The 24954-nt window shown below is 70.3% G+C and carries 20 protein-coding genes; 11 read left to right on the top strand and 9 right to left on the bottom strand.

Going from position 1 to position 24954, the window contains the following annotated elements; translation table 11 throughout:
• Window positions 1–74: 74 nt before the first annotated feature.
• Entirely contained in the window at window positions 75–650 is a 576-nt protein-coding gene (locus tag WME97_RS48855) for a TetR family transcriptional regulator (protein WP_437548080.1), read from the bottom strand.
• 332 nt (window positions 651–982) lie between these two features.
• Between WME97_RS48855 and WME97_RS48850 the strand changes: the two genes are divergently transcribed.
• A complete protein-coding gene (locus tag WME97_RS48850) occupies window positions 983–2077 on the top strand; it encodes an NADH:flavin oxidoreductase (protein ID WP_437548078.1) in 1095 nt (364 codons plus the stop codon).
• 48 nt (window positions 2078–2125) lie between these two features.
• The gene (locus tag WME97_RS48845) at window positions 2126–2977 is read left to right on the top strand and encodes a ketopantoate reductase family protein (protein ID WP_437548076.1); all 852 of its coding nucleotides are present in this window, start codon (window positions 2126–2128) and stop codon (window positions 2975–2977) included.
• Window positions 2978–3062: 85 nt separating this feature from the next.
• On the opposite strand, the gene WME97_RS48840 is transcribed toward WME97_RS48845, so the two are convergent.
• Window positions 3063–4502, bottom strand: a complete 1440-nt coding sequence (locus WME97_RS48840) for a sigma 54-interacting transcriptional regulator (protein WP_437548074.1) — start codon at window positions 4500–4502, stop codon at window positions 3063–3065.
• 374 nt (window positions 4503–4876) lie between these two features.
• Here WME97_RS48840 and WME97_RS48835 point away from each other — a divergent pair, with 374 nt between their 5' ends.
• The gene (locus tag WME97_RS48835; RefSeq protein WP_437548072.1) at window positions 4877–7240 is read left to right on the top strand and encodes a hypothetical protein; all 2364 of its coding nucleotides are present in this window, start codon (window positions 4877–4879) and stop codon (window positions 7238–7240) included.
• 155 nt (window positions 7241–7395) lie between these two features.
• Window positions 7396–8754: an ADYC domain-containing protein gene (locus WME97_RS48830; protein WP_437548071.1), complete on the top strand. Its 1359-nt coding sequence runs from the start codon at window positions 7396–7398 to the stop codon at window positions 8752–8754.
• A gap of 255 nt (window positions 8755–9009) precedes the next feature.
• On the opposite strand, the gene WME97_RS48825 is transcribed toward WME97_RS48830, so the two are convergent.
• The gene (locus WME97_RS48825) at window positions 9010–9492 is read right to left on the bottom strand and encodes a double zinc ribbon domain-containing protein (RefSeq protein ID WP_437548069.1); all 483 of its coding nucleotides are present in this window, start codon (window positions 9490–9492) and stop codon (window positions 9010–9012) included.
• Window positions 9493–9571: 79 nt separating this feature from the next.
• Here WME97_RS48825 and WME97_RS48820 point away from each other — a divergent pair, with 79 nt between their 5' ends.
• From WME97_RS48820 to WME97_RS48810, 3 genes are all read left to right on the top strand, one after another.
• Complete coding sequence (locus WME97_RS48820; RefSeq protein ID WP_437548067.1) at window positions 9572–9913, top strand: hypothetical protein; 342 nt, start codon at window positions 9572–9574, stop codon at window positions 9911–9913.
• Window positions 9914–10139: 226 nt separating this feature from the next.
• Entirely contained in the window at window positions 10140–10712 is a 573-nt protein-coding gene (locus WME97_RS48815) for a hypothetical protein (protein ID WP_437548065.1), read from the top strand.
• 284 nt (window positions 10713–10996) lie between these two features.
• Window positions 10997–12208 (top strand): L-dopachrome tautomerase-related protein, encoded by a 1212-nt coding sequence (locus WME97_RS48810; protein ID WP_437548064.1) that lies wholly within the window; start codon window positions 10997–10999, stop codon window positions 12206–12208.
• Here WME97_RS48810 and WME97_RS48805 read toward each other — a convergent pair.
• Entirely contained in the window at window positions 12166–13107 is a 942-nt protein-coding gene (locus WME97_RS48805) for a LysR family transcriptional regulator (RefSeq protein WP_437548062.1), read from the bottom strand. The genes WME97_RS48810 and WME97_RS48805 overlap by 43 nt on opposite strands.
• Before the next feature lie 95 nt (window positions 13108–13202).
• Here WME97_RS48805 and WME97_RS48800 point away from each other — a divergent pair, with 95 nt between their 5' ends.
• Window positions 13203–15170 carry a RecQ family ATP-dependent DNA helicase gene (locus WME97_RS48800; protein ID WP_437548060.1) on the top strand — a complete coding sequence of 656 codons (1968 nt, stop codon included), beginning with the start codon at window positions 13203–13205 and terminating at the stop codon, window positions 15168–15170.
• A gap of 9 nt (window positions 15171–15179) precedes the next feature.
• Here WME97_RS48800 and WME97_RS48795 read toward each other — a convergent pair whose 3' ends face one another.
• From WME97_RS48795 to WME97_RS48785, 3 genes are all read right to left on the bottom strand, one after another.
• On the bottom strand, window positions 15180–15701 hold the full coding sequence (locus WME97_RS48795) for a hypothetical protein (RefSeq protein WP_437548059.1): 522 nt from the start codon (window positions 15699–15701) through the stop codon (window positions 15180–15182).
• Between the two features lie 54 nt (window positions 15702–15755).
• Window positions 15756–17399, bottom strand: a complete 1644-nt coding sequence (locus WME97_RS48790; RefSeq protein WP_437548057.1) for a DUF3556 domain-containing protein — start codon at window positions 17397–17399, stop codon at window positions 15756–15758.
• A gap of 624 nt (window positions 17400–18023) precedes the next feature.
• The gene (locus WME97_RS48785; protein ID WP_437548056.1) at window positions 18024–18917 is read right to left on the bottom strand and encodes a methyltransferase domain-containing protein; all 894 of its coding nucleotides are present in this window, start codon (window positions 18915–18917) and stop codon (window positions 18024–18026) included.
• Between the two features lie 466 nt (window positions 18918–19383).
• Here WME97_RS48785 and WME97_RS48780 point away from each other — a divergent pair, with 466 nt between their 5' ends.
• Window positions 19384–19584, top strand: coding sequence for a hypothetical protein (locus WME97_RS48780; RefSeq protein ID WP_437548055.1), 201 nt, complete (start codon window positions 19384–19386; stop codon window positions 19582–19584).
• A gap of 456 nt (window positions 19585–20040) precedes the next feature.
• On the opposite strand, the gene WME97_RS48775 is transcribed toward WME97_RS48780, so the two are convergent.
• Window positions 20041–20934 carry a fibro-slime domain-containing protein gene (locus WME97_RS48775; RefSeq protein WP_437548053.1) on the bottom strand — a complete coding sequence of 298 codons (894 nt, stop codon included), beginning with the start codon at window positions 20932–20934 and terminating at the stop codon, window positions 20041–20043.
• A gap of 912 nt (window positions 20935–21846) precedes the next feature.
• Here WME97_RS48775 and WME97_RS48770 point away from each other — a divergent pair.
• Both WME97_RS48770 and WME97_RS48765 read left to right on the top strand, forming a co-directional pair.
• Window positions 21847–22596 (top strand): glutathione S-transferase, encoded by a 750-nt coding sequence (locus tag WME97_RS48770; RefSeq protein WP_437548051.1) that lies wholly within the window; start codon window positions 21847–21849, stop codon window positions 22594–22596.
• A 295-nt stretch (window positions 22597–22891) separates the two neighbouring features.
• Window positions 22892–23449, top strand: a complete 558-nt coding sequence (locus WME97_RS48765) for a dihydrofolate reductase family protein (RefSeq protein WP_437548050.1) — start codon at window positions 22892–22894, stop codon at window positions 23447–23449.
• A 163-nt stretch (window positions 23450–23612) separates the two neighbouring features.
• Here the strand turns inward: WME97_RS48765 and WME97_RS48760 are convergent, their stop codons facing one another.
• Window positions 23613–24947 carry a methyltransferase domain-containing protein gene (locus WME97_RS48760; protein WP_437548048.1) on the bottom strand — a complete coding sequence of 445 codons (1335 nt, stop codon included), beginning with the start codon at window positions 24945–24947 and terminating at the stop codon, window positions 23613–23615.
• Window positions 24948–24954 lie beyond the last annotated feature (7 nt).

The following is a 24954-nucleotide window of genomic DNA, read 5'->3' as shown; positions in this document are numbered from 1 at the left end:
GCCTGCCGCCCGCCCTGGCAGCGCGCCGGCGGCATCCTCGGCGGCCAATGGCGCCGAGGCTCGGCACTGACCAGCTATCGCTTCTTCGTCGTCATCGCCGTCACGACCGCATCGGTCGCCGTGACCAGCGACCTCCTGAAGGCGTGCAGCCGCTGCTCCGCCGCCGATCCCTTCTCGACCGGCTGGTTTGGCGCGAAGCCGAACCAGGACATCGACAGCCCGAGGAGGATGACGAACAGGTCCTCGGCGCACCGCTTCGGCGTCGCCCCGAGGTCGTAGGCCCCGGCGAGCTCCTGCACCTTGGCGGTCGCGACGTCGTGCTGCGCCTCGTCGGGGAGCTCGAGCTGCCTCCACATCATCATCCGCACGCTCTTCGGATTCTCGACCAGGTGATCGAAGACGCCTGCGACGAAGGCCGGCAGGTCCGACGGGTCGAAGGGCACGGCGTCGAACGCGATCTGGCACCGCTCCTCAAGCACGCTGCGGAACAGACCCTCCTTGGAGCCGAAATAGGCGTAGATGGCCTGCTTGTTCGCCGAGGCCCGCTCGGCGATGCGGTCCACGCGCGCGCCGGCCAGCCCTCGCTCGGCGAACTCGTCGAGCGCAGCGTCGAGGAGCCTCTTCTTGGTCGCCGCCGAATCGTAGCGCATGGGTGGATCCTTCATGGAGCATACGCCGTGGCGCGCGGCAAGAAGAGCGCACCGCCCACGTTCGAGCGCAACCTCCGGGCCTCCCTCGCGCGGCTCGCCCGCGGCCGTTCGCCCCGCGCTGCGGCATCGCCGCTCCGCCCAGTTGACACGGCCAAGGCCGCTCCCTAGATTTAAACCATCCAGTTGGTTTAACACCGAGGAGGGCGTCGTCGATGACGATGGCGCCGCGGTGTCGAGATTGCAGGCGCGGGCGTTCCCGGTGCGCCAGGGCGCTGCCGGCCGCGGCGCCGCGACGAGGACGACGCCCGGAGAACCGGAGAAGGGACGGAGCGATGGCGGATCCGCGACCGAACAGGAACGACGACGTGAGCGCGCTCTTCAAGCCATTCGAGCTGAAGGGGCTGAAGCTCGAGAATCGGTTCGTCATGGCGCCCATGACGCGCCAGCGATCGCCGGGCAACGCGCCGGGCGAGCCGAACGTCGATTATTACACCCGGCGCGCTGCCGCAGACGTCGGGTTGATCCTGTCGGAAGGAACGGTCGTGGAGCGGCCGGGCAAGCTTCACCTCCGCGACGTCCCGCATTTCTATGGCGAGCGGGCGCTGGACGGCTGGCGAAAGGTCATCGACAGCGTGCACAGGGCGGGAGGGAAGATGGCGCCCCAGCTATGGCACGTCGGGCTCGCCAAGCAGGATCCGAACGGCCACGAGGAGCCCGCGGCCCTGGAAGGCCCGGCGAACATGTCCCGCGACGACGTGCACGCCACCGTGCGGGCCTTCGGCAAGGCGGCGGCCGACGCGAAGCGCCTCGGCTTCGACGCCATCGAGATCCATGGCGCCCACGGGTACCTCATCGATCAGTTCTTCTACGAGGTGACGAACCAGCGCACCGACGAGTATGGAGGAAAAACCATCGGCGAGAGGAATCGCTTCGCCGTCGAGGTCCTCGAGGCCGTTCGAGAGGCCGTCGGGCCGGAGATGGTTGTGATCCTCCGCCTCTCGCAGTGGAAGATGGGCGCGTACGATCACAAGATCGCGAGGACGCCGAAGGAGATGGAGCAGTGGTTATTGCCGCTCGCAGAGGCGGGCGCCGATGTGCTCCACCTCTCCCAGCGACGCTACTGGGAGCCCGAGTTCGCCGGCTCCGATCTGAACGCCGCGGGATGGGCGAAGAAGATCACCGGCAAACCCACGATCACCGTGGGGTCGGTCGGCCTGTCCGGCGATCTCTTCGGGAACTTCGCGGGCGAGGCCTCCGCGCCCCAGGGGCTCGGCGAGCTCGTGCGCCGCTTCGAGCGCGGCGATTTCGATCTCGTCGCCGTCGGGCGCCCCTTGCTCAACGACCCGGCCTGGGTGCAGAAGATCAAGACCGGCCGGACCTCGGAGCTGACGGAGTTCACCAGGGAGAGCCTTGGTCGGTACTTCTGACTCGGGCGGTCCTTCATGGGCATTTTTACAGGAGCTACGGTGTAACACATGAAGATTGCCATTGTCGGCGCCGGTAGGATTGGAAGCACCTTTGCCTTTCAGCTCGCGCGAGCGGGGCACGAGGTGACGGTGGTCGCCCGTGGAGAGCGGCTGGAGCAGCTGCGGCGGGACGAGGCGATCGTGAGCGCCTCGGGCGAGCGCGCGGCGGTGCGCGTGAGCGCCGCGCTCGACGCGACGGCGCCATGGGATCTGGTGCTCGTGACGGTGCTCGCGCACCAGGTGGACGCCGTGCTCCCTGCGCTGGCCGAGAGCGCGGGGAGGTCCGTGATGTTCATGTTCAACACCTTTGAACCGCTGGGCCGCCTCCGAGATGCGGTGGGCCCGGCGCGCTTCGCCTTCGGCTTCCCCGCGATCCTGGCGACCCTCGAGGACGGCAAGCTGACGTCGAAGGTCGTCACCCGAGGGGTGGTCACCACGGTGACGGACGCGGCGTGGGCGAAGGTCTTCACGGACGCCGGCATTCCCGCCGTCGTGCACGCCGACATGGAGAGCTGGCTGCGCACGCACGCGGCGCTCGTCGCGCCGGCGATGGTGGCTATCGTCACGGCGCACGCGCGGAACGCAGGCGTGTCGTGGGCAGAGGCGATGCGCCTCGCGCGCGCCATGGAGGAAGGGCTCCGCGTGGTGCGCCGCCTCGGAAACACCATCACGCCGGAGCCGATTGGGACGCTGAGCCGCCTGCCCACGCCGGCGGCGGCCGCGCTCCTGTGGGGGCTCAGCAGGGTCGACGCCGTCCGCAAGACGGGGGCCGTCGGGCCTGGCGAGCCGCGCGCGCTGATCGACGCGATTGCCGCCGCGGCGCCGGGTCAAACGCCGACGCTGCTCGCCATCCGCCCCTGAAGAAGGCAGCGAGCCCCTCCACGAGGGCACGAGGCGCCCCGCCCTCGTGAAGACGCCCGGGATGTCGTCTGTCGTCTGGCCGGCGCTAGGACGGGCTCTCGTCGACGGAGCCCAGCGCGTCGTCGGGCTCGCCGGCGCCCGTCGATGCCCCGAGGCCGTGCCGCTCGATGAGCCGGCGAAGCTGCGTCCGGTGCATGCCGAGCGCCCGCGCCGCGGCCCGCACGTTGCCGCCTTGCTCGCGCAGCGCCGCCTCGATGCGGGCGCGCTCGCCGGCGTCGAGCGGGGGGGCGCGCGAGGGCAGCGCGCGGCGCGCCCGGCGCGCGGCAGGCGCGCTGTCTCGGCCTCCGGCGGGCGGGGCGCCGGAGGGCGGGTCGGGCTCGAAGAGGGCGCCGGCGCTCGGGCTGAGGTGCGCGGCCTCGACGCGCGAGGCCCCCTGCATGAGCGCGCTCTGGGCGGCGGCGCGCGCCTCGACAAGGAGCTCGCGCACGTTGCCCGGCCAGGGCCGCAGCAGGCACGCCTCGACCAGCGAGACGTGGACCCCCAGCTCGGGCGCGAGCTGCCGCACTTGCTGCTCGATCAAGAGGGCCATCTCTTCGAGGCGCCGCCGCAGGGGCGGCAGCTCGACGGCGGGGCGCCCCAGGCGAAAGTAGAGGTCTTCGCGCAGCCGCCCGCTCGCGACCTGCGCGCGCAGGTCGCGGTGGCTGGCGGAGCAGAAGGCAAAATCGACCTTCTTCGGCCTGGACGCGCCGAGCGCGAGCACCTCGCGCGTCTCGAGCGCGCGCAGGAGCTTGGCCTGCACCTCGAGGTCGAGCTCGCCGATCTCGTCGAGAAAGAGGGTGCCCCCCTCGGCCGCCTGGAGGTACCCCTGCGCGTCGGCGTTGGCGCTCGAGTAAGTGCCGCGCTGCACGCCGAAGAGCAGGCGCTCGGCGATGCCCTGCGGGATGGAGGCGCAGTTGACAGGCACGAAAGGCCCGGCGGCGCGCGGGCCTTCTTCGTGAAAGGCACGGGCGACACCCTCCTTGCCGGTGCCGCTCTCGCCGCGAATGTGCAGCGAGAGCCCGAGCTCGGCGGCGCGCGCCGCCTCGGCGAGCCGCCGCTGCATCGCCGGGCCCCGCACAAACCCCTGGCGCGCCACGACGCCCTGGCGCGCCAGGGGGCCGACGTCGTTCGAGGGCACGAAGAGCGAGTCGCCGAGGCGCACGACGCACGTCGCCTCGCGCGGCGCCCCCGCCGGCAGCGGCTCCCCGTCGACGAAGGTGCCGTTCTGGCTGCCGAGGTCCTCGACCCAGAAGCGCCGCCCATCGAAGCGGAAGCGGGCATGGCGCCGCGACATGCGAGGGTCCTTCGCCTCGCCGAGCGCCGCCGAGCCGCGACCAAGCTCGAGCGCCTCGCCCTCGAAGGGCAGCGCGCTGGCCAGGGTCACCCCGGCGCCGAAGACGCGGACGAGGCCCGGCGCGGCGGCGGGCCCGCCGCTGCTCGAGGCGCGATGCCCGCTCGGCTGCAGGGTCGACCCGTCGTCCGTCATCCCATGGTCAGTATAGGTGCCTGGCGCCGACGGGTGTGCCCATAGCGGTGTCCACAGCGGTGCCCGAGCCGGTGCCCGGGGCTGGGGCTCCGAAGGGTGACACGAGGCGCAGCGTCCCGCGGCGGCGCGCGCGGGCCTGCGCTGGATCCGGGCCGGAGGCGGAGCGGCTGGCACGCGCCTCGCTAACCACCTTCACGAAAGGCCGTCGCGAAAGGCCGTCGCGTCCGCGGAGCATGCCGCGCGCGGCGGCACCGACGTCCGCGGTGGCCGGGTCGACGCCACCACGCCGCGCCCCCCGAGCCGGGGGGCGCGAGGCCATCCATCGACGACGCCGCGCCGCGCGCAGGCGTCGCGAGCCAGCTCAGGAGGAAATCATGTCGAATCATGTCCACACGCGCGCCCGCCGCAGCTCGGTCCTGTCTCCTGTCGTCCTGGTTGTGCTCGGCGCGCTCGCGGCCGGGTGCCTCGCCGACGCGGAGCCCGCGCCGGAAGCGCCGGACGACACCGGCGTCGGCGAGCAGCCGCTCGTCAGCGTGGGTTCGCCGGTCGCCGGCCCCGCCACCGCGAGCGCGACCTTGCCCGCGGCCGGCATGAGCGCCGTGCCGGCGAGCACGCCGATCAGCGACACGACGACGAGCGCCATCCGCCTGGCGAGCTTCTCGAACGGGGCGAACCTCGCGGCCGGGCCGACGAGCGACCGCGCAAGCTGGCGCAACGCGGCCACGACCGACCCCTTCTCGGCGCCTCCGGCGCTCAGGACGCACCTCGACGAGGCGCTCGCGAGCGCGGACGCGAAGGTCGCCGCCGCGCTCGACGAGGCCGACGCCACGGCGACGCTGGCCGCTTTCAGGGCGATGTTCCCCGGGGGACTCTCGGCCAGCGTGACGCAGGACTTCGACGGCTTCGCCGCCGCGCGCGCCCGCTGGCTGAAGCGCTCGATCGAGAAGACAGGCACGTTCAATTACCCGGACCCGCGCCTGTTCGGCGAGGCGCGCCAGCGAGGCGCGCGGCTGTACTGCGCGGCCCGCGAGGTGCAACGTCAGCAGAGCGTGCGCGGCAAGCGGTCGATGGGCCGGAGGGCGCTCGCCGAGCTCAAGCTCTTCGGCCACACGGTGGACCTGCTCGTCATGGAGCCGACGGTGGTGCTCGACGGGCCCGAGCGCTTCACCGGCTCGGGCGCCAACGACGGCGCGCAGGCGTTCGTCGTGCCCATCCTCGCGGGGGGCAAGCTGACGCCGATCGGCAACATGGGACTGCCGGGCTTCGGCGAGATGCGCGCGCCGCTCGCCTTCGTCAGCGCGGACGGCGAGGTGGTGAACGACGCGTCGCTCGATTCGACGACAGGCGCCTTCCGCCGGCGCTTTCAGACCGTGACGCACGCCGACGCGGTGGTCTCGCGCCGGGCGGTCGTGCGGCCCGACCCCGTCAGGTTCCCGCTGTTCGATATCGGCGTCGTGCACGTGTACCTCGATCTCAACGCGCGCGCCGACATCGGCACGCTGAGCACGCCGAACGAACGGCTGCTCGGCCACACCTCGGGCACGCTGCCCTTCGGCCTGACGCCGCGGCCGATGGCCCCCATCGGCTCGATCGTCGCGCCCTTCCCGGTGTCGTGGGGCGACATGCCGATGATGCTCAACTCGGGCACGGCCGCCACGCCGACGCCGGTCGCGCCGGCGTCGGGCCTGCGCTGGTTCTTGCTGTCGCCCTCGGGAGCGGGCGACATGGGCCTGATGCCGGTGACGAACCCGATGCTCGCGCGCATGATCCAGGACGATGATCACACCTTCACGGTGCGGCACAGCGCCGGCATGGAGTCGGTATTGACGGCGGGCGCTGGGTTCGACATCGGCGTCTTCGCCATGTGGCTCGACGTCTCCGGCGGGCTCGGGGTCAACGGCGGCCAGGAGCAGGTGCTGCGCGATGCGGTCGCGCTCGAGAACCAGCAGCCCGTCACGGCGCTCTCGGTGACCCCCCGCGGCTTCGTGAACGCGACGTACTCGGCGGCCATCAAGCTTCACCTGCGCTTCGGGCCCTTCGGCTTCGACGTGCCCATCGTCAACACCCGCGGGACGCTGGCCGAGACGACGACGGGCGACTGGCCCGAGGCGAACCGCTTCCGCATGGGCACCGGCTCCGGCACGGGCGCGCCCCTGACGCAGCCGAACGTCCAGTCGCACCTGCCGCTCGACGGCGCCTTCTCGAGCTTCCCCGTCGACGTCGACACCTGCCTCGCCGACACGGCGCCGAACCCGCCGACGCCGCCGCCTTGCGCGGCCGATGGGCCGAGCGGCGCGCGCCCGGCCGTGAACATCTGCCTGACGGGCCGGGCGGTCTCCGGCTTCCCCTACCCGTCGAACGTCTGCGCCGACCCCGCTTCGTACTCGAACACCCTGCGCGCCAGCGGGTTCAGCGCGGCGCAGGCGAAGTGCGTCGAGGCCCAGCTCGGCCTCGTGTGTGCCCCTGTCTCGACGCAGACCAGCTCGACGACCGTGAACCACGTGACCGACATTCGCTTCAACCCCGACGGCAGCATCGACACGAGCGCCATCGGCGCCGAGGCCAAGGCGGTGAGCGAGGCGATGCAGCAGTGCGAAGACGCCTTCGGCGCAGGCGCGGCGCGCGCGCTCTTCGGCGTCGAGGCCTGCGACGACCACGCGAAGCCCTTCAGCCCGAATCGACCGCCCTTCAGCGTCACCGCGGGAGGCACGACCATCCGCCCGCCGAGCTGCGAGTGAAGGCGGCGCCCTGGGCCGGAGGGCCGCATCCTGCCTCCCGCCCCGGGGCGTCCCTGCGGGGCTGTCGGAGCACGGGGGCCTGCGTCCAGCTGGGGCCGCGGTCTCCGGGGTGGTGAGGGCGGCGAGCACGACGAGCGCGACGAGGAGAATGACCGATGAGGAACGGAACCTGGCGAGACGAGCGACGTGGGCGCGGCGTGCGGGCCGCCGGAGGCGTCTCGGGGGCGTGGCGCGCGCGATCGATGCTTGCGCTCCTGGCAGCGGGCGCGTGCGGCGGCTGCGCGCTGCCCGGGCCCGGGGATCCCGAAGACGCGGCGCAGGCGGCGCCGGACGCGCCCGCGACCGGGATCGAGGCCGGCGGCGCCGGCGAGCCCCCCGACGCGCTGCAGCCCGGCGCGGCGACGGGAGGCGCCGAGGGGGACACGACCTTCGAGATCCCCGATCTCAGGGCGCTGCTGCCTTATGACCCCACGAAGCGCCCTGGCAGCAACGGTCCGGGGATCTACGTGGTGGCGGCCAGCGACAGCACCTACTGCTTTCTCAACGATCAAGGCGTCCCGTCCTTTTGCCCCGAGCGGTTCGTCAACGCCGGGGGGAGCGTCAAGCTCGAGTTCCGCAGCGCGACGAACCCCACCGCGGTGTACTCGTCCGCCGTGAGCGCGTCGCGCAGGCTGCCCGGCGAGACGGCCTTTCGGCCGGTCGTGCTGCGAAGCGTGCGCGCCGTCGGGATGGAGCTCGAGATCGAGGTTGCGCTCGACGGCGTCGTGTTCCCGCCCGTCCGGGGAGCGGCGCTCTCCTCGTTCAAGCTCGAGGTGGCCGGCCCCGGGGGCCTGTTCTTCCGCTACGAGCTGATGGTAGAGCCGCCGGGCCCGGCGCCGCTGCCGCCGCCGTCTCCGGATCCGGAGCCGCGCTCCTGGTTCCGACGGTACAACGTCAAATACCGGGTGGTCCCCGCCGGGGCCGATCCGGGCGCCTCCACGTGGCGCCGCCACTGCAGCGTGGCCGGCGTCGATCTCCGGGCGTCGTTCGTGGGGGAGAGCAGGGTCGACGGGCTCTTCGCCACCGTCACGCGCGACGCCAGCGCGACCACGATGAGCTGTGAGACGGGGGCCATCGACACGTGCCTCTCGTGGGGATATGCCCCCTGGCGGACCGAAACGGCGAGCACCGACGAGGGCCGCTTCCTGTTCGGCGCCTGCCTGCACGCGAAGCGCGCGGCCTACTTCGCGGGCCCCGCGGGCGGCGCGGAGCGCACGACCAGCTTCACGCGCCCGGGCACCCCGATCGTCGTGCGCGACAAGCTGGGCATCCTCCCGGGCGCCGACCCGACGCACCTCGAAGCGATCTGGAGCCCCGAGGGCGCGAAGTGCCTGAACGTGGAGAACCTGCGCATCTCCGAGTTCCACGACCATGTGGCATCGCTGTCCTCGCTGCCCCCGTGCACGGCCCACTGGTCCACCATCGGCGCGTTCGCCACGGGGCGCGTCGGGCCGCCCGGCCCTTCGACGTGGTGAGCAGGCCGCCTCGCGGGCGGGTCAGGGCCGGGCGGCGCCCGGCTCGAGCTCTGGGTCGCGCGCCCAGGATTCGGCGGTGCGCGCCCGGTCCGCGCCGTCAAAACGCAGCACATCGCCCTCGATGCAGAGATACGTTGTTGAGACAGCGCGTCGGGCCGCGGTGGTCGCCTTGCTCGCCAGCACCCTGAGCCGCGCGGTCGCCCTCGGGGACGAGCCGACCTTGCATGGCTTCACAACGCGGGCGCACGCGATCGCTCAACGATACGGTCCCCGGCGCGGCGCCTCACCATCGAGCACCGACACGTCCGCGTGCTCGTCGAGCCCCGCGAGCTCCTTCACGTGCCACTCGACCAGCATGCAGCCCGCGCAGATGTACGCCTCGAGCTTGCCGACCCTCCGGCGACTCCAGACGCTCGGCTGCGCGATGGCGAGCTCGCTCCGCCCTTCGGCGTCCGCGTCGAGGACCCTGGGCGCGTGAAGGATCTTCCTTGCGCCGCATGCGGGGCAGCGGAGCTCGTCGCGCATCGACGCGGATCGCCGCTCGAGCAGCGCCTGGACCTCGCGCTCGAGCCGCCCCACCCGCTCCTCGAGGGAGCGCTCCGCCGGCGCGCTCGGGGCGTGGGGATCGGTGACGGGATCCGCGACGGGCGCGCTCGCGGCCCGGGGGAGCCGGGCGCCGCAGTCCAGGCAGAAGACAGAGGCCTCCGGGTTCGAGCGGCCGCACGTGGGGCAATCCATGCCGACAGGATACGGGCGATTTCCCGCGGAGCGAACAGGGGCGCGCGAGCCGGGCTACTCTCGCGAGATGCGAATGCTTATGAATTCCTTCGGTGCAACGCTGCTTTGCAGCGCGATCGTCGGGGAGCTCGACGCGCGGGGCGTCGACTTCCTCGTCTACGTCGAGAAGGACAGCTTCTTCTGGCATACGCTGGACGGGGCTGCGTGCATGAAAGCGTTCCTCACGCATTTCAGTGCGCTTCCTCTCAATGGTCGAATCGCGTACTTCAAACGCTTTGATCTGGGGCCAAGGTGGGTAGACCGAGAGGCCTGGTTCGATCTGGCCTTCGATGACGAGCGGGCCGGCGATCCGGACTACGACCTGGCGCATGCCGAAATCTTTGGACCGCGCTCGACACGCGGTGAAGCGCCCCGCAGCTAGAGCGACAAAGGGGCCAAAACTGCCTGAAAGTGCAGAATCTCGAACCGCCAAGGCGCCATGAGACGCCAATATATTCGTGTTATTCTCATGGCGTCTCATGGCGTCTTGGCGGCTCATCTCTCGCTCGAACGACGTGCTCGGCGCTCCGGAACATCGATCAGGAACGTCGCCATGATAAGGTCGCAGGTTGTCTTCGGACGCGAAGGTGCTATCCTGATGTCTCATCATGGACGTTATCTTTCGACGCACCGGCGAGCGGCGGTACGCCGTCGTCGTGGAGGTCGCCGGCAAACAGCCCCAGGCGATGGATCCGGCGCCTGGGTTCGACGACCACATTCCGCACGACCTCGTCCACTACGTCGTGGAGGCCGAGCTCGGCTTGACGTCGGGCGTCTTCGGTCGTGCCGCGAGCGGCGGCGGCACCTTTATCCCGGCCGCGCCGGGCGACCGGAGCCCGCGCGAACGGGCGCGCGAGCGGCGGAAGCAGCTGCGCCGGGAGACATCGCTTCGCAGCGCGGACGAGGGCAGGCAGCACGACATGGTCACGTCGGAGCGCCTCGCCGCCGTCTGCGACCTGATCTGGAGGCGCCGCCAGGGGCAGCGCCCGGATGCCTCGCGGCCCGCGCCGCGCGAGTCGCTCTCGAGCGAAGATGCCCGGCGAGTCGATCGCGTCGTCCTCCGGCTCGAAGAGCTGGCGCCTCTGTGGAACCAGCTGCCAGTGGGCGGAGAGCTCGCCTTCACATGGCCGAGCGTCGTGCCGAGGGCTGCAGGCCGGCGAGACGAGCGCCGCGTGGTGTGATGTCGGCTCGGCCCAGCGGTCAAGCCCCGAGCCTGGGGAGCTCGCCGTGGCCGAGCCGTCGCGTCGAGCTGCGGTGGTCGCCTCGCTCGCGAGCATTCTGAGCCGCGCCGTCGCACTCGGGGATGAGGTGGGCGCCCGGGTCGTTCACAGAACGATCGGCCGGCTGCTCGGGCTGCCGGTGGCACCGCCTTCAACGAAACGCTGAAACTGTTTCCGCGTGCCGCTGCTTGTCCGCCAGGGTGCGCTCCTCAAGCATGGAGGACCACCACGACGAGGAGACAAGCATGCATCGGTTTTCGCATCTCAAGCTCAAGCTCGCGAGCCTGACCCTCGCCGCGGGCGCGGCCCTGGTCGCAGGCGCGACGGCCTGCGGCGACAGCGCCGGCCCGGCGCGGCCGCCGCAGCCCACGCTCGAGGTCTACGCTCGGCTCGACTCGACCGGCGTCGGCGGCATCACCCAGATGCCCGACGGCCGGGTCATCATCGGCTTTCACCCGTTCTACAAGCCCGAGGTGCAGGTCGCGCTGCTCAACCCAGATCGGGAGTCCACCACACCGTACCCGAGCACGGAGTGGCAAAGCTGCAAGAACGCCGACGGCAGCTGGAAATCGGACTTCAACGCCTGCCTGGACTGGGTGCTCGGCCTGCATACGGACCAGAACGGCGTCCTCTGGCTGCTCGACTCGGCCAGATCCACGGACAAGGCGGCGGGGCGCCCCGCTGGCCTCGTGCCCAAGCTCGTTGGGTGGAACACCCGACAGAACAAGCTCGAGCGCGTCCTGTCCATCTCACCGGAAGCCACCCTCACCGAGTCGCAGCACAACGACTTCGTGGTGGACCTGAAGCACGAGGTGATCGTGCTCGCCGATGAGGCCATCGGCGAAGGCTCGGGCGGGGTCGGCGACAAGGCGGCGCTCGTGGTGGTGGACCTGTCCACCGGCGAGAGCCGGCGCCTCTTGCAAGGCCACCCCAGCGTGATGCCTGTGAAAGAGCCCATCCGCTGGGACGTGGGTCGACCCACGAGCGGCGCCGTCGACCTGTACGTGGGCGTGGACGGCATCGCTCTCGACACGAACAACGAATGGCTCTACTTCGCCCCGCTCAATGCTTACAAGATGTACCGGGTCCGGATGAGCGACCTTCTGGACACGTCGCTCACCGCCGCGCAGCTCGGGGAGAAGGTGGAGACCTACGCGGACAAGCCCTTCAACGGCGGCCTGGCCATCGACCAGGATGACAACCTGTACCTCACCGAGGTCGGCGAGCGCGCCGTGGGCGTCATCCCGTCCGACACCCGCAAATACGAGCGCCTGGTCAGCGACCCGGACATGGTCTGGCCGGACGGCGTCACCTACAACAGCGATGGCACCATGTACACCGGCGCGGCGCAACTGTCCCTCACCGGCGCGCTCCAGGCCGACGGCGTGGCCAGGAACAAGCCGCCCTACCTGGTCTATCGCTTCAAGCCCCTGGCGCCGGGCACACCGGGCTTCTGAGGTGAAACGTCGCGGAGCTTCGCCGCGAGGAAGTCGACAAGGGCGCGCACCCGCGCCGGGACGAAACGATGGCTCGGCAGGATGGCGTTGAGCGGATAGTGCTCACCCTGCCAGCCGGGCAGCAGGCGAACCAGACGGCCCTCGCGCAGATCGTGCACCAGATCCAGCTCGGATTTGTAGAGCAGGCCGGCGCCGGCGAGGGCCCACTGGTGGGCGATGGCCGCGTCGTCGGCGTCGCGGTCGCCGTCGACGCGCACCTCGGTCCATGCGCCGTCCTTCTCGAAACGCCAGGCCACGTGCCGCTTGTGGTTGACGTGGAATGTCAGGCAGTTGTGCTGGGCCAGGTCCTCGGGCGAGCGCGGCGGCTCGTGCCGCGCGAGGTACGCGGGGGAAGCGCAGAGCACGCGGCGCGTCGTGGAGAGCGCCCGGGCCACCAGCCGGGAATCGCTGAGCTCGCCGTAACGTAAGGCCAGGTCCACCACGTCGCGCATCACGTCCTGCACGCGATCGGTCACGGACAGGGCCAGGCGCACGCCCGGATGGGCCGCCACGAACTCGTCGAGCCAGGGCAAGAGCACGCTGCGCGCGAGATCCGACGGCGCCGCCACGCGCACCGTGCCCACGAGCGAGCGGCGCTGCGACGCGAGCTGCGCCTCGCCTTCTTCCAGGAGATCGAGCGCGCGGGAGGCGTAGTCCAGGAGGATCTGGCCCTCCGGCGTCAGGCGCAGCGCGCGCGTGGACCGCTCGAACAGCCGCTCGCCCAGCTGTGTCTCCAGCCGCTTGAGCATGGCGCTGGCCGCGGCCGGCGTGACGCCCAGGACCCGCGCCGCCGCCGTCAGCGTCCCGCGGCGGGCGGTCTCGACCAGCACGCGCAGATCGTCGATGTTCTCGATGCTCACGTGGATAGTTTCGCCCGAGGAGCGCTCCAGGGCGATCGCGGCGCGACGCCGACGGCGGCGTGTTCCTCGGCGCGAGCGAGGTGTAGGATGCCCCCTTGAACCAGCCCACGCCATCCGGCCCCGATCTGCTCGACGTCCTCGAGGCGCGGTTCAACTTCCGCGAGCTCCGCCCAGGCCAGCGCGCGGTCATGGATGCCTTGCTCTCGGGCCACAGCGCGCTCGCGGTCTTCCCGACGGGCGGCGGCAAATCGCTCTGCTACCAGCTCCCCGCGCTCCTGCTCGACGGGGTCACGATCGTCATCTCTCCGCTGATCGCGCTGATGAAGGATCAGATCGATTTCCTCAGCGCGCGCGGCATCGCCGCGGTCCGGCTCGACTCGTCGCTGTCAGCCGACGACGCGGCGGAGGCGCACAGGGATCTGCGCTCGGGCAAGACGAAGCTGCTCTATGTCGCCCCCGAGCGGTTCGTGAGCGAGCGGTTCATGGCGCTGCTGAAAGAGCTCAAGATCGCCATCTTCGCGGTGGACGAGGCCCACTGCATCTCCGAGTGGGGACACAACTTCCGCCCCGACTACCTGAGGCTCGCGGACACCGCCCGGGCGCTCGGCGTGCCGCGCGTGCTCGCGTTGACGGCCACCGCGACGCCCGGGGTCGTGCGCGACGTCTGCGCCACCTTCGGCATCCGCGAGGAGCACACGGTCATCACCGGCTTCTACCGACCGAACCTTGAGCTCCGCGCGACGGCGGTGAGCGCGACCGCGCGCGACCGGGTCCTGATCGAGCGCCTGCGATCCCGGCCGCCCGGCTCCACCATCGTCTATGTCACGCTCCAGAGGACCGCCGAGCACGTGGCCGAAAAGCTCGCTTCTGCGGGGCTGCCGGCGCGCGCGTACCACGCCGGGATGGAGGCGGCGGAGCGCGCGCGCGTGCAGGACGACTGGATGCAGAGCGACCGCGGCATCGTGGTCGCCACCATTGCGTTCGGGATGGGGATCGACAAGCCCGACGTGCGTTATGTCGACCATTACAATCTCCCGAAGAGCCTCGAGAGTTACAGTCAGGAGATCGGCCGCGCCGGCAGGGATCAAGCGCGCTCGGTGGTCGAGGTCTTCGTGTGCGGCGATGATCTGCCGGTCCTCGAGAACTTCGCCTACGGCGACACGCCGACCGAGGAGGCGCTCCACGGGGTGGTCGGCGCCGTGCTCGCCGCGCCCCAGGTGGAGCTCGGCCTGCACGCGCTGGGGACGCGCCACGACGTCCGGCCGCTCGTGCTCCGCACCGCGCTGACCTACCTCGAGCTGATGGGCGCGGTCCGGCAGCTCACGCCGCACTACGCCGGCTACGAGGTGCGGCTCCACCGCACGCTCGAGGAGGTCATCGCGTCGGTGAAGGGCGAGCCGGCGCGGTTCCTCGAGGCGCTCTTCGGCCATGCGAGGAAGGGGCGAGTCCTGTACGCGATCGACCCGGCCGCCGCCGCCGCCGCGCTGGAGCAGCCGCGCGAGCGGGTGGTGCGCGCGCTCGAGTACCTCGAGCGGCAGGGGCTCGCGGAGCTCAAGGCGTCGGACATCCGGCACCGCTTCGTGCGCGTCGCCTCGACGGACGACGCGGGCGCCCTCGTCGGCGAGCTCCTCGCGCGCTTCGCGAGGCGCGAGGACGCCGAGATCGGGCGCGTGCGGCAGGTGATCGAGCTGCTCACCTCGGCGCGCTGTCACGCCGCCGCGCTCGCCGCGTACTTCGGCGAACGCCTCGACGCCGCGTGCGGGCGCTGCACCTTCTGCCGCGCCGGCGTCGCCGTGACGCTGCCGGAGCCGGCGCACGCGCCGCCGATGCCGGTGGGGCTCGACGTCGCCGCGTTCACGGCGCTGCGCGCGGCGCACGCGCGCGCCCTGGGCCATCCTCGCCAGGCGGCGCGTTTCCTCTGCGGCCTCTCGAGCCCGGCGACCACCCAGGCCAAGCTCGCGCGCGATCCGCTCTTCGGCGTCCTCATCACGCGCCGGTTCGCCGAGGTGCTCGACTGGTGCGCCGGGCTCCCCGCCTTCCTGCAGAGCTCGATGGCGCCCTGAGGGCCGCGCTCACCTCAGCGTGAGTGTCGCGGTCGCCAGCGTTGTGCCCTCGGCAGTGCGCACGACGCCCGAGAGCCTGCGTGGACAGCTCGAGAAAGACTTCACCAGCACGGAAGCGGTGTAGCGCGTGGGCTCGCCGGCATTTCCCGGTCGGAACGAGGTCGTGTAGTGGGCCAGTCCTTCGAACTCGAGGAGCCCCGGTGGATGCGTCCCCCCGTGGCCGAACGTCAGGACCTGACCGTCCGCAACCAGCTCGACGATCAGGCCGAAGGTGCGGCTCGTCGGCCCTCCCGGAGGCTTGAAGAAGGGGAAGGCCACGGCGTAGCGGATGAAGAGGCCCGCCGAGCCCGCGGGCGGCGCCGCGACGGTCAGCGTGAAGGGGCCCGCGCCGTGGAGCGTCGCGCTGACGATGACGGGCTTGCCCGCGCCCAGCCGCGAGTGAGCGAGATAGAGCCCCACGGCGAGCAGGGCGGCCGCGGCGATCACCGCGGCCAGGATGAAAGCGAGCGGCGAACCGTCGGCGAAGCTCATCGAGCCCATAGGATCGCGATCAGCTGCGCGGACCGACGACGGCGTCCACGTCGGTCACGGGCCCGCCCACGGCTGGCGCCCGCGCAGCTCGCGCACGTCGAGCTCGCCGGCGTCGAGCAGGCCGGAGGCAGCGTCGTGGATCTGATATGCCATCTTCGCGCCGCCGAGCGGCTGGCTCTCGACGAATATGCAGCGCAGCTCGCCCGGGGCGAAGCCGCACTGGTCCTGGATCGCGCGCAGCAAGCCATCGCGGTGCAGGTGGCCGTCGCCGAAGTTCCAGCCGAGCGCGAGGCCGCCGACGAGCTCGCCGTCGAGGTACTCGTACTCGTGGAGCGGGCCCTCGATCGCCTTCGGCAGCAGGACCGGCAGCGCGCGGCCCTGGAGGTGCATGAGGCGGAACGCGAGCACCTTGCCGACGAGGCCGACCGACGTGGCGTGGTCGTAGAGCCGGTCGAGCTGGTCGTAGATCCACGGCGCGCCCTTCACGAGCCGGTCGAGCTTTCGATAGCTGTCGCCGCGGAACAGCCAGGCGCTATAGGGCCAGTTTCCGGCGTAGTACCGCATCGCGAGCAGGAACGAGATCCGCCCAGGCGCGATGTTGCCGAGGAGCGGAACAGCGACGAGCATGATCGCGAGGAGCGCGCCGAGCTGCGGCGGGCCGACGTCGAACGGGTACGCGCCGGGGTGGGCCCAGAACAGCGCGAACACGCCGTAGACCACCATCAGGTTCCACTCGATCGGCGCGCCCATCGGCACATTGCTCGTGATGAAGGCGTGGAGCGCGAGCGCCATCGCGATGCCGACGGCGATCGCCGTCTCGCCGGTCGAGCACGCGAGCACGATGGGCACGCCGAGCTCGAGCGCGGTGCCGGCGTGGCTCATCGCGATCGCGAGCCGCGACGGGCGCAGGTCGTCCGGATAGCGGACGTACATGCGCCGCCGCAGCCATGCGAAGCGGGCGAACGGGCTATTGCTCGTCATCACGCACACGACGGTCGGGAAGTGGTGATTGAGCTTCGAGACGCCGGCCCAGAGCCAGAGCGCGAGCTGGACCGCCTTTGCGCCGCCGATCCAGTCGGCGGTGGCCGCGAACACGACGACGGTGGTCCAGTAGTGTTCGGCGCGCAGCGCGAGGAAGATGGTGCGATCGGCGACGGCGAGGACGGGCACGAGCGCGGCGATCGGCACGAGGTGCGAGGCGCCGAGCGCGGGGGCGAGCAGCGCGCGCACGAGCAGGGCGAGCAGCGCGAAGTAGAGCGCGACGTCGAGCGGGGTGCGCCGCGTGCCGCCGAGGAGCGGCGCGCGCGGGAACAGCGCGAGCTTCGTGGTGCCGGGGCGGAGGAAGTAGAGGCCGCCGACGGGCGGGGCGTAGCGTCCGCTGAGCGGACCGAACCCGCAGCCGAAGCCCAGGCCCTCGAACAGCATGCTCCACAGGATCGCCTTCTGGAACGCGAGCGGGTGCAGCCACCAGTCGCCGATCGTCGAGAGGCCGCCGAGGCTCGGCGAGGTGCTGCAGAACAGGACCCAGGCGCCGGCATAGAGGGCGAGCTTGACCGCGTGGAGCACGTAGACGGCGAGCGGCGCGCCGGAGCCCTGCAGCGCCCACGCCTCGCAGACCATGCGTGCGCGCTCGGGGAACGGCCGCTTCGCCCAGTCGAGCGGATCGTACGGCGGGGCGAGCGGACGCAGCAGGGCCACGGCCGCGATGCTACCCGAACGCGTCCCCCGGCTCACGAAATCGACGCGCGGCGGGCCTGCCATTCGTCGCGGGAGAGCTCGCGTTCCGGCGAGCCCCTTTTGAGGCTCGCCTGCGCTCCTTCCGGCGAGCCCCAAACTGTCATGCCGATCAGAGGGAGATGGAGCATCCGGACGCCGCCGAAGCGCACGTGTACACGCCCGAACCTTGATGGTCCACGCACGCGCCATTCGCGCATTGGTCGCCCGTGGTGCATGTCGCGCCGTTCGGCCTCTTCGGCGCACAGACGGGTGGGTCGCTCGAGGTGTCGCAGTTGCCCTCTTTGCACTGACTGTCATTGGCGCACGGCTGCCCGTTGGCCTCGGGGTCGCTGCAGAGGGTCTCACCACCTGAGTCGTCGCAGTAGCCGCTCAGGCACGCGCGGTCGCTCTCACATGCCTGGCCGTTGGGCTTCGCCGCGACGCAGAAAGAGCCACGTTTGCTCGGGCACACAAGGCCATCGCCACATTCGCGCGTGCATGGATCGCCCAGTCGCGCAGGCGACTGGCACGGGGGGAGAGCACGGGCGCAGGATCGCACGGCAAGGTCACCGGAATGTCACGAGGCGGGGAGCACCGGAGGTGCGCTCAGGCGGGCTTGCTGGCGTGCGCGCGGTTCCAGTAGAAAAACACGGCCCCGTCGTCTCGATCGCGCACGGCATCCAGCTCCGCGATCGCCGCGCGCGCTTCGTCCCGGGGGAGCCCGTGCGCCGCGAGGGAGTCCTCGGCGGTGCGCAAGATATCCGAGAAGACGGACACCCATGGCGCGAACCCCTCCGTGCCGGCGTGGTGGAGCACCGGGGACAGGCTGATCGACACGTCCTCGAAGCCAGCGGCCGCGAGGAAGCGGAAGAGGCGTTTGCCGATCGCCGGGTCTCCCCCGAGCTTCTCCTGGATCTGGCCGAACTTGCGCCAGACCTCCTCGAACCTCGCGCAGTCGGGGTCGAACTGGACAGCGTAGATGTTACCCTCCTGCAGGAAGACCTTGCCTCCCGGCCGCAGGACGCGGCGCATCTCCTGGAGCACGCGGAGCGGGCTCGCGACGTGCTCGAGGACGTAGCGGCAGTAGACGACATCGAACGATGCGTCGGAGAACGGCAGATCGTGCGCGTCTCCCTGCACGAACTGGAGGTGCGGGAGCATGTCCCCGGAGACGCGATCGAGCTGCTGAAGGGCGAACTCGAGCTGTTCGCCCGAGCGCTCCAGGCCGAAGGTCATGCCGTCCGGCACGCGGGCAGCGACCTCGGAGGTGAGGATACCGAGACCGCTGCCCACCTCCAGCACGTGATCTGTCTCGGAGAGCTCCAGGAACCGCACGAAGTCGCCGTTGCTCAGCTCGTTCAATGTGGCGAGGCGGCTGCGCTCGGACATGCTCGTGCCGTGGATGTAATCCTGGGACGCGTGAGCGCGGCGCGCCGCGGTCTCGCGATAGAAAGAAAGATCGAGAGCCGGCTCAGCGCTGCTCAACGGATTCGTAGCCATTCAGGCATGGTAATATGAAGCTTGTGCGGCCGAGCGTGGATTCTGGAAGGATCCGGAGGCCGGGGTTGACGGCGCCGCGGCGCGCGCCTTGGCCGGGCGCGCTGGCTGGGGTCGACGGAGCAAGGGCCGTCCGCGCCCCCCAGGAGGCAGGCGCGCGCGGGCCGCGCTTTCCGGAGACGCCGCGATGCTGCAATGGACGTCCCGTGACGGGATCCATGCCGGCCTCGCGCTCCGCCGGCGATCGCGGCGGGCGCCGGAGCTGCGTCGCGCTCCCGCCTCGCTGAACGACGAACACAACGAAGCTCACCGGGGGGCGCGGCGTCCTCCCCGTGCCCGCGTGCCAGGGTGCCGCGGCGAGGTACGTTGGAGCAGGCCCCGGCGGCAGCCTCCCTCCGTCGCTCGCGCCGGGGGGCGCGGCACCGGAATTGTCCGCCGGCTTGTCTGCGGCAACAACAACGGAGCCCTCGTGGGCCTGCCTGACGACTACGACCTGTGCGTCGAGTCGACCAGCCGCCAGTCGAGCAGCACGAGCGGATACTGCAATTCGATCGGCGGCTGCCAGATTTACGAAGGGGACTGCGACACCCATGCCGATTGCAAGGGCGACCTCGTGTGTCGTCCGAACGTCGGGTACGCGATCGGCGAGAGCGACACGACCGACGTGTGAGATCTGCCGCGGATGCCTGGGACGATATCGATGTCCTCGAGTGCCCAGCTTGCAAGGGGCGGATGAAGCTCGTCGCCCTGGCGACCGAGCCAAGGAACATCGCCCGCTTTCTCTCCGCGCTCGGCGAGCCGACCGATGTTCCAGCGCGCTCTCCCAGCGCCGACGCGGCGGCCGCCGTACTGGAAGAGCACCGTTCTGCGCCGCAAGGCGCCCGGTGCCGCCGCATAGCGTCTCGCGACGCGCCTCCCGCGCCAGACCAGCGCCCGGACGGACACGTGTGCCCGCGGCACGCCGATGCGCCCCGCAGCGCGCTCGGCGCCGCCCGGACCACGCTCTTTCGACCCAGGACCGAGCCATCACGACGCTCGCCGTCCCACCCTTTAGGTTTGCTGCGCTACGCTTCCTCGCGAAGGGCGCTGTGGGCTCAGGTCGCGCCGGGTCAGCGGGCGACCGAGCTCAGTTGACGACCGGGGTGAAGCAACCGATCGACGTGTCGATGCGGAAGTTCGACTCGGTCGTGTGGCGCTCGGCGAAGAAGAAGTCGAGCGTGTAGCTGTTGCCCGGCGTGATGCCGAACTCCTCAGCGCGCGCGTCGAGGTCGATGGTCGCGCTCTCCGGCCTGTGAACACCGCCCAGATCGATCGCGAGGTGGCCGTTGATGAAGGTGAAGAGGTCGTCGTCGCCCGAGAAGGTGAACACCTCGCCGCCCTCGTATTCAAACTTGGTGCGGAGCTCGAGCGTGAAGTGGTAGTTGTGGCTCCGGTCCTCGTTGCCAAACCCCATGTCGTCGATCGGGAAGAAGTCGGTGCTGTCGTACGTGGACGTGCCATTCCCGCTGTCGGCGAGCGGGATCGATATCTGGACGGCGGTGTTCACGTCGGGCACGTCGCGGAACCACTGATCGAAGGCCTCTTTGCCGGTCGTGGTCCGCGTGCCCTCGCTGTCGCCCGCATACACCGGCTTGCCGTCCGCGCCGAGCTGAGCCTCCACGAGGCCCCGGTCGCTCCCGAACCGGCCCGCCTCGAAATCAGGGTGCGTGTCCTTGAAGTCGCGGGCGATTGCGATGAGATCGCTGCCGCACGCGTCGTCGCCCGAGCTCGGGTTACCGCCCGAGCTACCCCCGATCTCGCCGAAAGGAGGATCTTGCCCGAAGTCGCCGCCGCTCGCCGTCCCGGTGCCGCCGCTCGCCGTCCCGGTGCCGCCGCTCGCCGTCCCGGTGCCGCCGCTCGCCGTCCCGGTGCCGTAGGAGGCAGCGTCACCAGCGTCGCTGGCCCCTCCTGCACACGCGGTCGCCGCCACGAGGGTCACGCACGCCGACACCGCCACCACCATCCGCCGATAAGCCATCATGTCTCGCCCCTTTTCCCGATCGCCAGAAGCCATCGAACCCGCACGGGACGACGTCGGAGGCCCCACGTCGCCAGCGTCCTTCCCGGTGGGCAGCGGTGGGTCGAACGGGTCAAAAATTCTTCGACAAAAAAGCTCGGCGTCCCCGGCCGCAACCCCGGAGACCTTCTGCATCAGGAGCAGAAAGTTCAAACGTATCTGAAGCTCGTCATGGCCTATCTACGCCGCGGGACATCGGCAAGAAGCCGAGCGGCGTGCGCTCGACCCCTCGTTATGTTTGCTGCGCTACACTTCCTCGCGCTGCGATCCGGCTTCTTTTACCTACGCGCCGACGTCGCGCTCTGCTTGATTTGCACCTCGTCCAGGAGCTTGCCGCCGATCGCGACGCGCTTCTCCACTGGCGGCGGGACAAGGGCCTCGACGCCGTCGGGCAGCAAGGTCTCGCAGACGAGGTCGTTCCCGCCCGCTTCCGTCGTCTGGAGCGCAGCTTGACGACTGTCCGCGTGTAGGGGTCTCGCTTTGTCCGTCTCGTCGTCATGCCGCTCTTCGCTCAGGCGTCCCCATGCGGAGCGCGACCTCGCGCGCCGTGCCGAGCAGCCGGCAGCGGAGGGCGTCTCCGTTGTAGAAGAAGCGTGCTCGACCGCACAAGGCTGGGCCTTGAAGGATCTCCTCTGTGATCGCGCCGTCGCGCTCGCCAGAGGCGACGGCCCCCCACGCCTGCAACGACTCACGCCTATCTGACGTCGATGATGTTCGTGGAGCGCCAACGCAAGTCGAGCAAGCACGTGAGGCCGAAGTCGAAGCCGCCCCAGTTGTTTCCGAACCCAGGCCAAGTCGCGTGCCCGCGCGGGGCCCGGCGGACCGCTCGGCGGCGCGCCCATTGACCGCGGCCCGTGCCGGCGCGAGTTACCCATCATGAACGCGCCAACGTACGAGCTGTACTACTGGCCTGGCATTCAGGGCCGCGGCGAATTCGTGCGCCTCGGGCTCGAGGACGCCGGCGCTCCTTATGTCGATGTCGCCCGGCTGCCCGCGGCGAAGCACGGCGGCGTCGCCGCCATGCAGAAGCTCATGAAGAGCCACGCGCTCGCGCTCGAGCCCTTCGCGCCGCCGTTCCTTCGCTCCGGCGATCTCGTGATCGCCCAGGTGGCCAACATCCTCTTCTACCTCGGCCCGCGCCTCGGCCTCGCGCCGGACGACGAGGCGAGCAGGCTCGGCGCCCATCAGCTCCAGCTCACCATCACCGATCTGGTCGCCGAGGTGCACGACACGCACCACCCCATCTCTGTCGAGCTCTATTACGAGGACCAGAAGCCCGAGGCCCTCCGCCGCAGCCAGGCCTTCCTCGCCGAGCGCATGCCCAAGTTCCTCGGCTATTTCGAGCGCGTCCTCGAGCGCCACGGCGGCCGTCACGTCCTGGGAGGCGCGATGTCCTACGTGGATCTCTCGTTGTTCCAGGTGATCGCGGGCCTCCGCTACGCGTTCCCGCACGCCATGGCCGCCTTCGCGCCCAGGATCCCCGGGCTCGTCGCCCTGCACGACCGCGTGGCCGAGCGCCCGCGGATCGCGGCCTACCTGGCCTCGGATCGGCGGATACCCTTCAACGAAGACGGCATCTTCCGGCACTATCCGGAGCTCGATCCGGCGCCGTCGAAGAGGCGGTGAATCCGCCCGACGCGATCTCGAGCTTCGTGCGGGTCGCGCTCGCGCAGGGAGCGCTCGCGACGCTGCACCGCGCGTGCGTCACGCGTCGTCTCGACGCTGAGCCGCTGGGGCGGCGTGGAGCAGCTCGCTCGGCGCCGCCCGGACCAGCACATCTTGCCAGAACGTCAGATTGGGCGTGTGCTTTGCGACACCAAGGACTCGAGCGTCTTGCGAGATGACAAAGCCGAGAGCCTCGCGGTGCGCATTGCAATACCGGAACATTGACCGATGCCTCGTTCCGAAGGAGACTCGCCGCATGGGACTGCTGACCTTCGCCATCAACGTCACCCTGGACGGCTGCGTCGACCACCAGGAGGGGATCGCCGACGACGAGACGCACGCCTTCTTCACCCGCCTCATGGATGAGAGCGGCGCGATGCTGTGGGGCCGCGTCACCTACGAGATGATGGAGAGCTACTGGCCGGCGGTCGCCCGCGGCGACGAGGAGGCGCCTCCGGCGGTGCGCGAGTGGGCGGTCAAGCTGGAGACCAAGCCGAAGTACGTGGTGTCGTCCACCCGCAAGGACTTCCCGTGGACCAACAGCCACCACATCGCCGGCGATCTGCGCGTGGGCGTGCAGAAGCTCAAGGACGCGACCCCGGCCGGCGTGCTCCTCGGCAGCGGCAAGCTCGCGACCGAGTTGGATCGGCTGGATCTCATCGACGAGTACAAGTTCCTCGTCCACGCCAGGATCGCCGGCCACGGCCCGACCCTGTACCAGAGCGGGCTGCCCGCCACGCGGCGGCTCGAGCTGGTCTCGGCCAAGCCGCTCCGCTGCGGCGCGGTGGCGATGCACTACCGGCGCGCGCGCTGACTCAGAGGAGCCCCATCGCGCCCTCCGCGAGCTGACCCTCCCCCCTCGCGTGTTCGCCACCACGAGATGTAACTTCCAATGTGGCGTGAGAGGGCAGCCGAAAAGAGGGAAGGCACGCCCGCGCGACCCGAGCCGGCCCGGACCCGTCCGCGCGAGTCCGTGCTCATGGGCGACGCCCCTCCAGGGCTGCCTTGATGCCAGCGTGAAGGCCAGGGGACGCAGGGTTTTCTTCGAAGTTGACGGTTCTCAAGGTGGTGTTCCTCGCGATCGCGGCCCGCACCGCCTCGGCACCAGCGTCCCCGATGGCGTTGTTGCGCAGCCGGAGAATCTTGAGCGAGGCGTTGTTGCGAAGAGCGTCGCCGACGCTCGCTGCGCCGATGTCGGAGATCTGATTGTGGTTGAGGCTGAGCGCGATCACCGAATTGTTGGATGCGAGCGCCTCGCCAATAGCCGCGGCGCCGACGTCGCCGATCTGGTTGCGCCCGAGCCCCAGTTCGACCAATGAAGTGGACGTTCGGAGGGCCTCTCCGATCGCCTTGGCCCCGATATCGTCCACTCGGTTCTCGTTGAGACACAGCGTCGCGAGAGAAGCGTTCTTTCTCAGGACATCTCCCAGAGCCTCGCCGCCGACGTCCCCTATCTCGTTGTTGAACAGCCACAGCTCCTTGAGCGCGGTGTTGGCGAGAAGAGCGTCTCCGATGGCCTTGCAGCCGAGGTCTGTGATCTGGCAGCCGCCCATCCTCAGGATGGTGGTCTTGCTCGTCTCGAGAGCCTTCGCGATGGCCTCCACCTGGGTTTGCCCAAGCGCGCCGTCGACCGTGACCTCGACCTGTCCGGCGTGGAGCCGCCTCACGGCTTCATCTGCGCTGACGGTCACGGCGTCCCTCCTGCAGACTACGTTGATAAATGGGAGAGTCGCGCCGCTGCCCGCAGGCTCGTCGATGTCGGAGAGCTCGACGAGCCCGTACGGACCGAACTCCCGCTTCACCGACTCGGCGTCGTAGAAGTACATCGGAAGACCGGGCAGGCGCTCGTACCAGTCGTCGCCGAGCCGGAGCCCATGTCCGTACATCGGCGCCTTCTTCGAGATGATCGTGAAGATCATGTGCCCACCGGGCGCCAGCTGACGGTAGCAGTCTCGAATGAGCTTCTCGCGACCGCGGGCATCCAGGAGGTAGACAAGCCCGTAGCAAAAGACACCGTCGTACTGCCGGCGGTCGAAGGGCATGTCGGTGACTGATCCGTGGACGATGGGGAGCTCGAGACCGAGTCGCGAGCGGGCAAGCTCGATCGCCGTCGCAGAGATCTCGATCCCCGCCACTGACATCCCGCGCTCGAGGAACGGCTTCGCGTTCCTGCCGTAGCCGATGCCGGGTATCAGGACACTCTTGACACCGGCTCGAACGAACGTGTCTCGCGCGAGAGAAGCAGACGTCGTCGGCTCCAGTCCCCACATCAGCTGCTTCTCGGTGAACGCGGTTTCCCAGAATTCGGTCATGATGGTT

The organism is Sorangium sp. So ce367, from assembly GCF_051520455.1.
In the GTDB taxonomy this organism is placed as follows: Bacteria; Myxococcota_A; Polyangia; order Polyangiales; family Polyangiaceae; genus Sorangium; species Sorangium cellulosum_B.
This window is presented reverse-complemented; position numbering and strand designations above follow the sequence as displayed.

Coding starts and splice junctions, on each gene's coding strand:
- WME97_RS48785 (WP_437548056.1), bottom strand. CDS start 18,917: ATGGCTACGAATCCGTTGAGCAGCGCTGAGCCGGCTCTCGATCTTTCT.
- WME97_RS48850 (WP_437548078.1), top strand. CDS start 983: ATGGCGGATCCGCGACCGAACAGGAACGACGACGTGAGCGCGCTCTTC.
- WME97_RS48810 (WP_437548064.1), top strand. CDS start 10,997: ATGCATCGGTTTTCGCATCTCAAGCTCAAGCTCGCGAGCCTGACCCTC.
- WME97_RS48845 (WP_437548076.1), top strand. CDS start 2,126: ATGAAGATTGCCATTGTCGGCGCCGGTAGGATTGGAAGCACCTTTGCC.
- WME97_RS48835 (WP_437548072.1), top strand. CDS start 4,877: ATGTCGAATCATGTCCACACGCGCGCCCGCCGCAGCTCGGTCCTGTCT.
- WME97_RS48795 (WP_437548059.1), bottom strand. CDS start 15,701: ATGAGCTTCGCCGACGGTTCGCCGCTCGCTTTCATCCTGGCCGCGGTG.
- WME97_RS48825 (WP_437548069.1), bottom strand. CDS start 9,492: ATGGATTGCCCCACGTGCGGCCGCTCGAACCCGGAGGCCTCTGTCTTC.
- WME97_RS48830 (WP_437548071.1), top strand. CDS start 7,396: ATGAGGAACGGAACCTGGCGAGACGAGCGACGTGGGCGCGGCGTGCGG.
- WME97_RS48855 (WP_437548080.1), bottom strand. CDS start 650: ATGCGCTACGATTCGGCGGCGACCAAGAAGAGGCTCCTCGACGCTGCG.
- WME97_RS48820 (WP_437548067.1), top strand. CDS start 9,572: ATGAATTCCTTCGGTGCAACGCTGCTTTGCAGCGCGATCGTCGGGGAG.
- WME97_RS48775 (WP_437548053.1), bottom strand. CDS start 20,934: ATGATGGCTTATCGGCGGATGGTGGTGGCGGTGTCGGCGTGCGTGACC.
- WME97_RS48770 (WP_437548051.1), top strand. CDS start 21,847: ATGAACGCGCCAACGTACGAGCTGTACTACTGGCCTGGCATTCAGGGC.
- WME97_RS48840 (WP_437548074.1), bottom strand. CDS start 4,502: ATGACGGACGACGGGTCGACCCTGCAGCCGAGCGGGCATCGCGCCTCG.
- WME97_RS48765 (WP_437548050.1), top strand. CDS start 22,892: ATGGGACTGCTGACCTTCGCCATCAACGTCACCCTGGACGGCTGCGTC.
- WME97_RS48760 (WP_437548048.1), bottom strand. CDS start 24,947: ATGACCGAATTCTGGGAAACCGCGTTCACCGAGAAGCAGCTGATGTGG.
- WME97_RS48815 (WP_437548065.1), top strand. CDS start 10,140: ATGGACGTTATCTTTCGACGCACCGGCGAGCGGCGGTACGCCGTCGTC.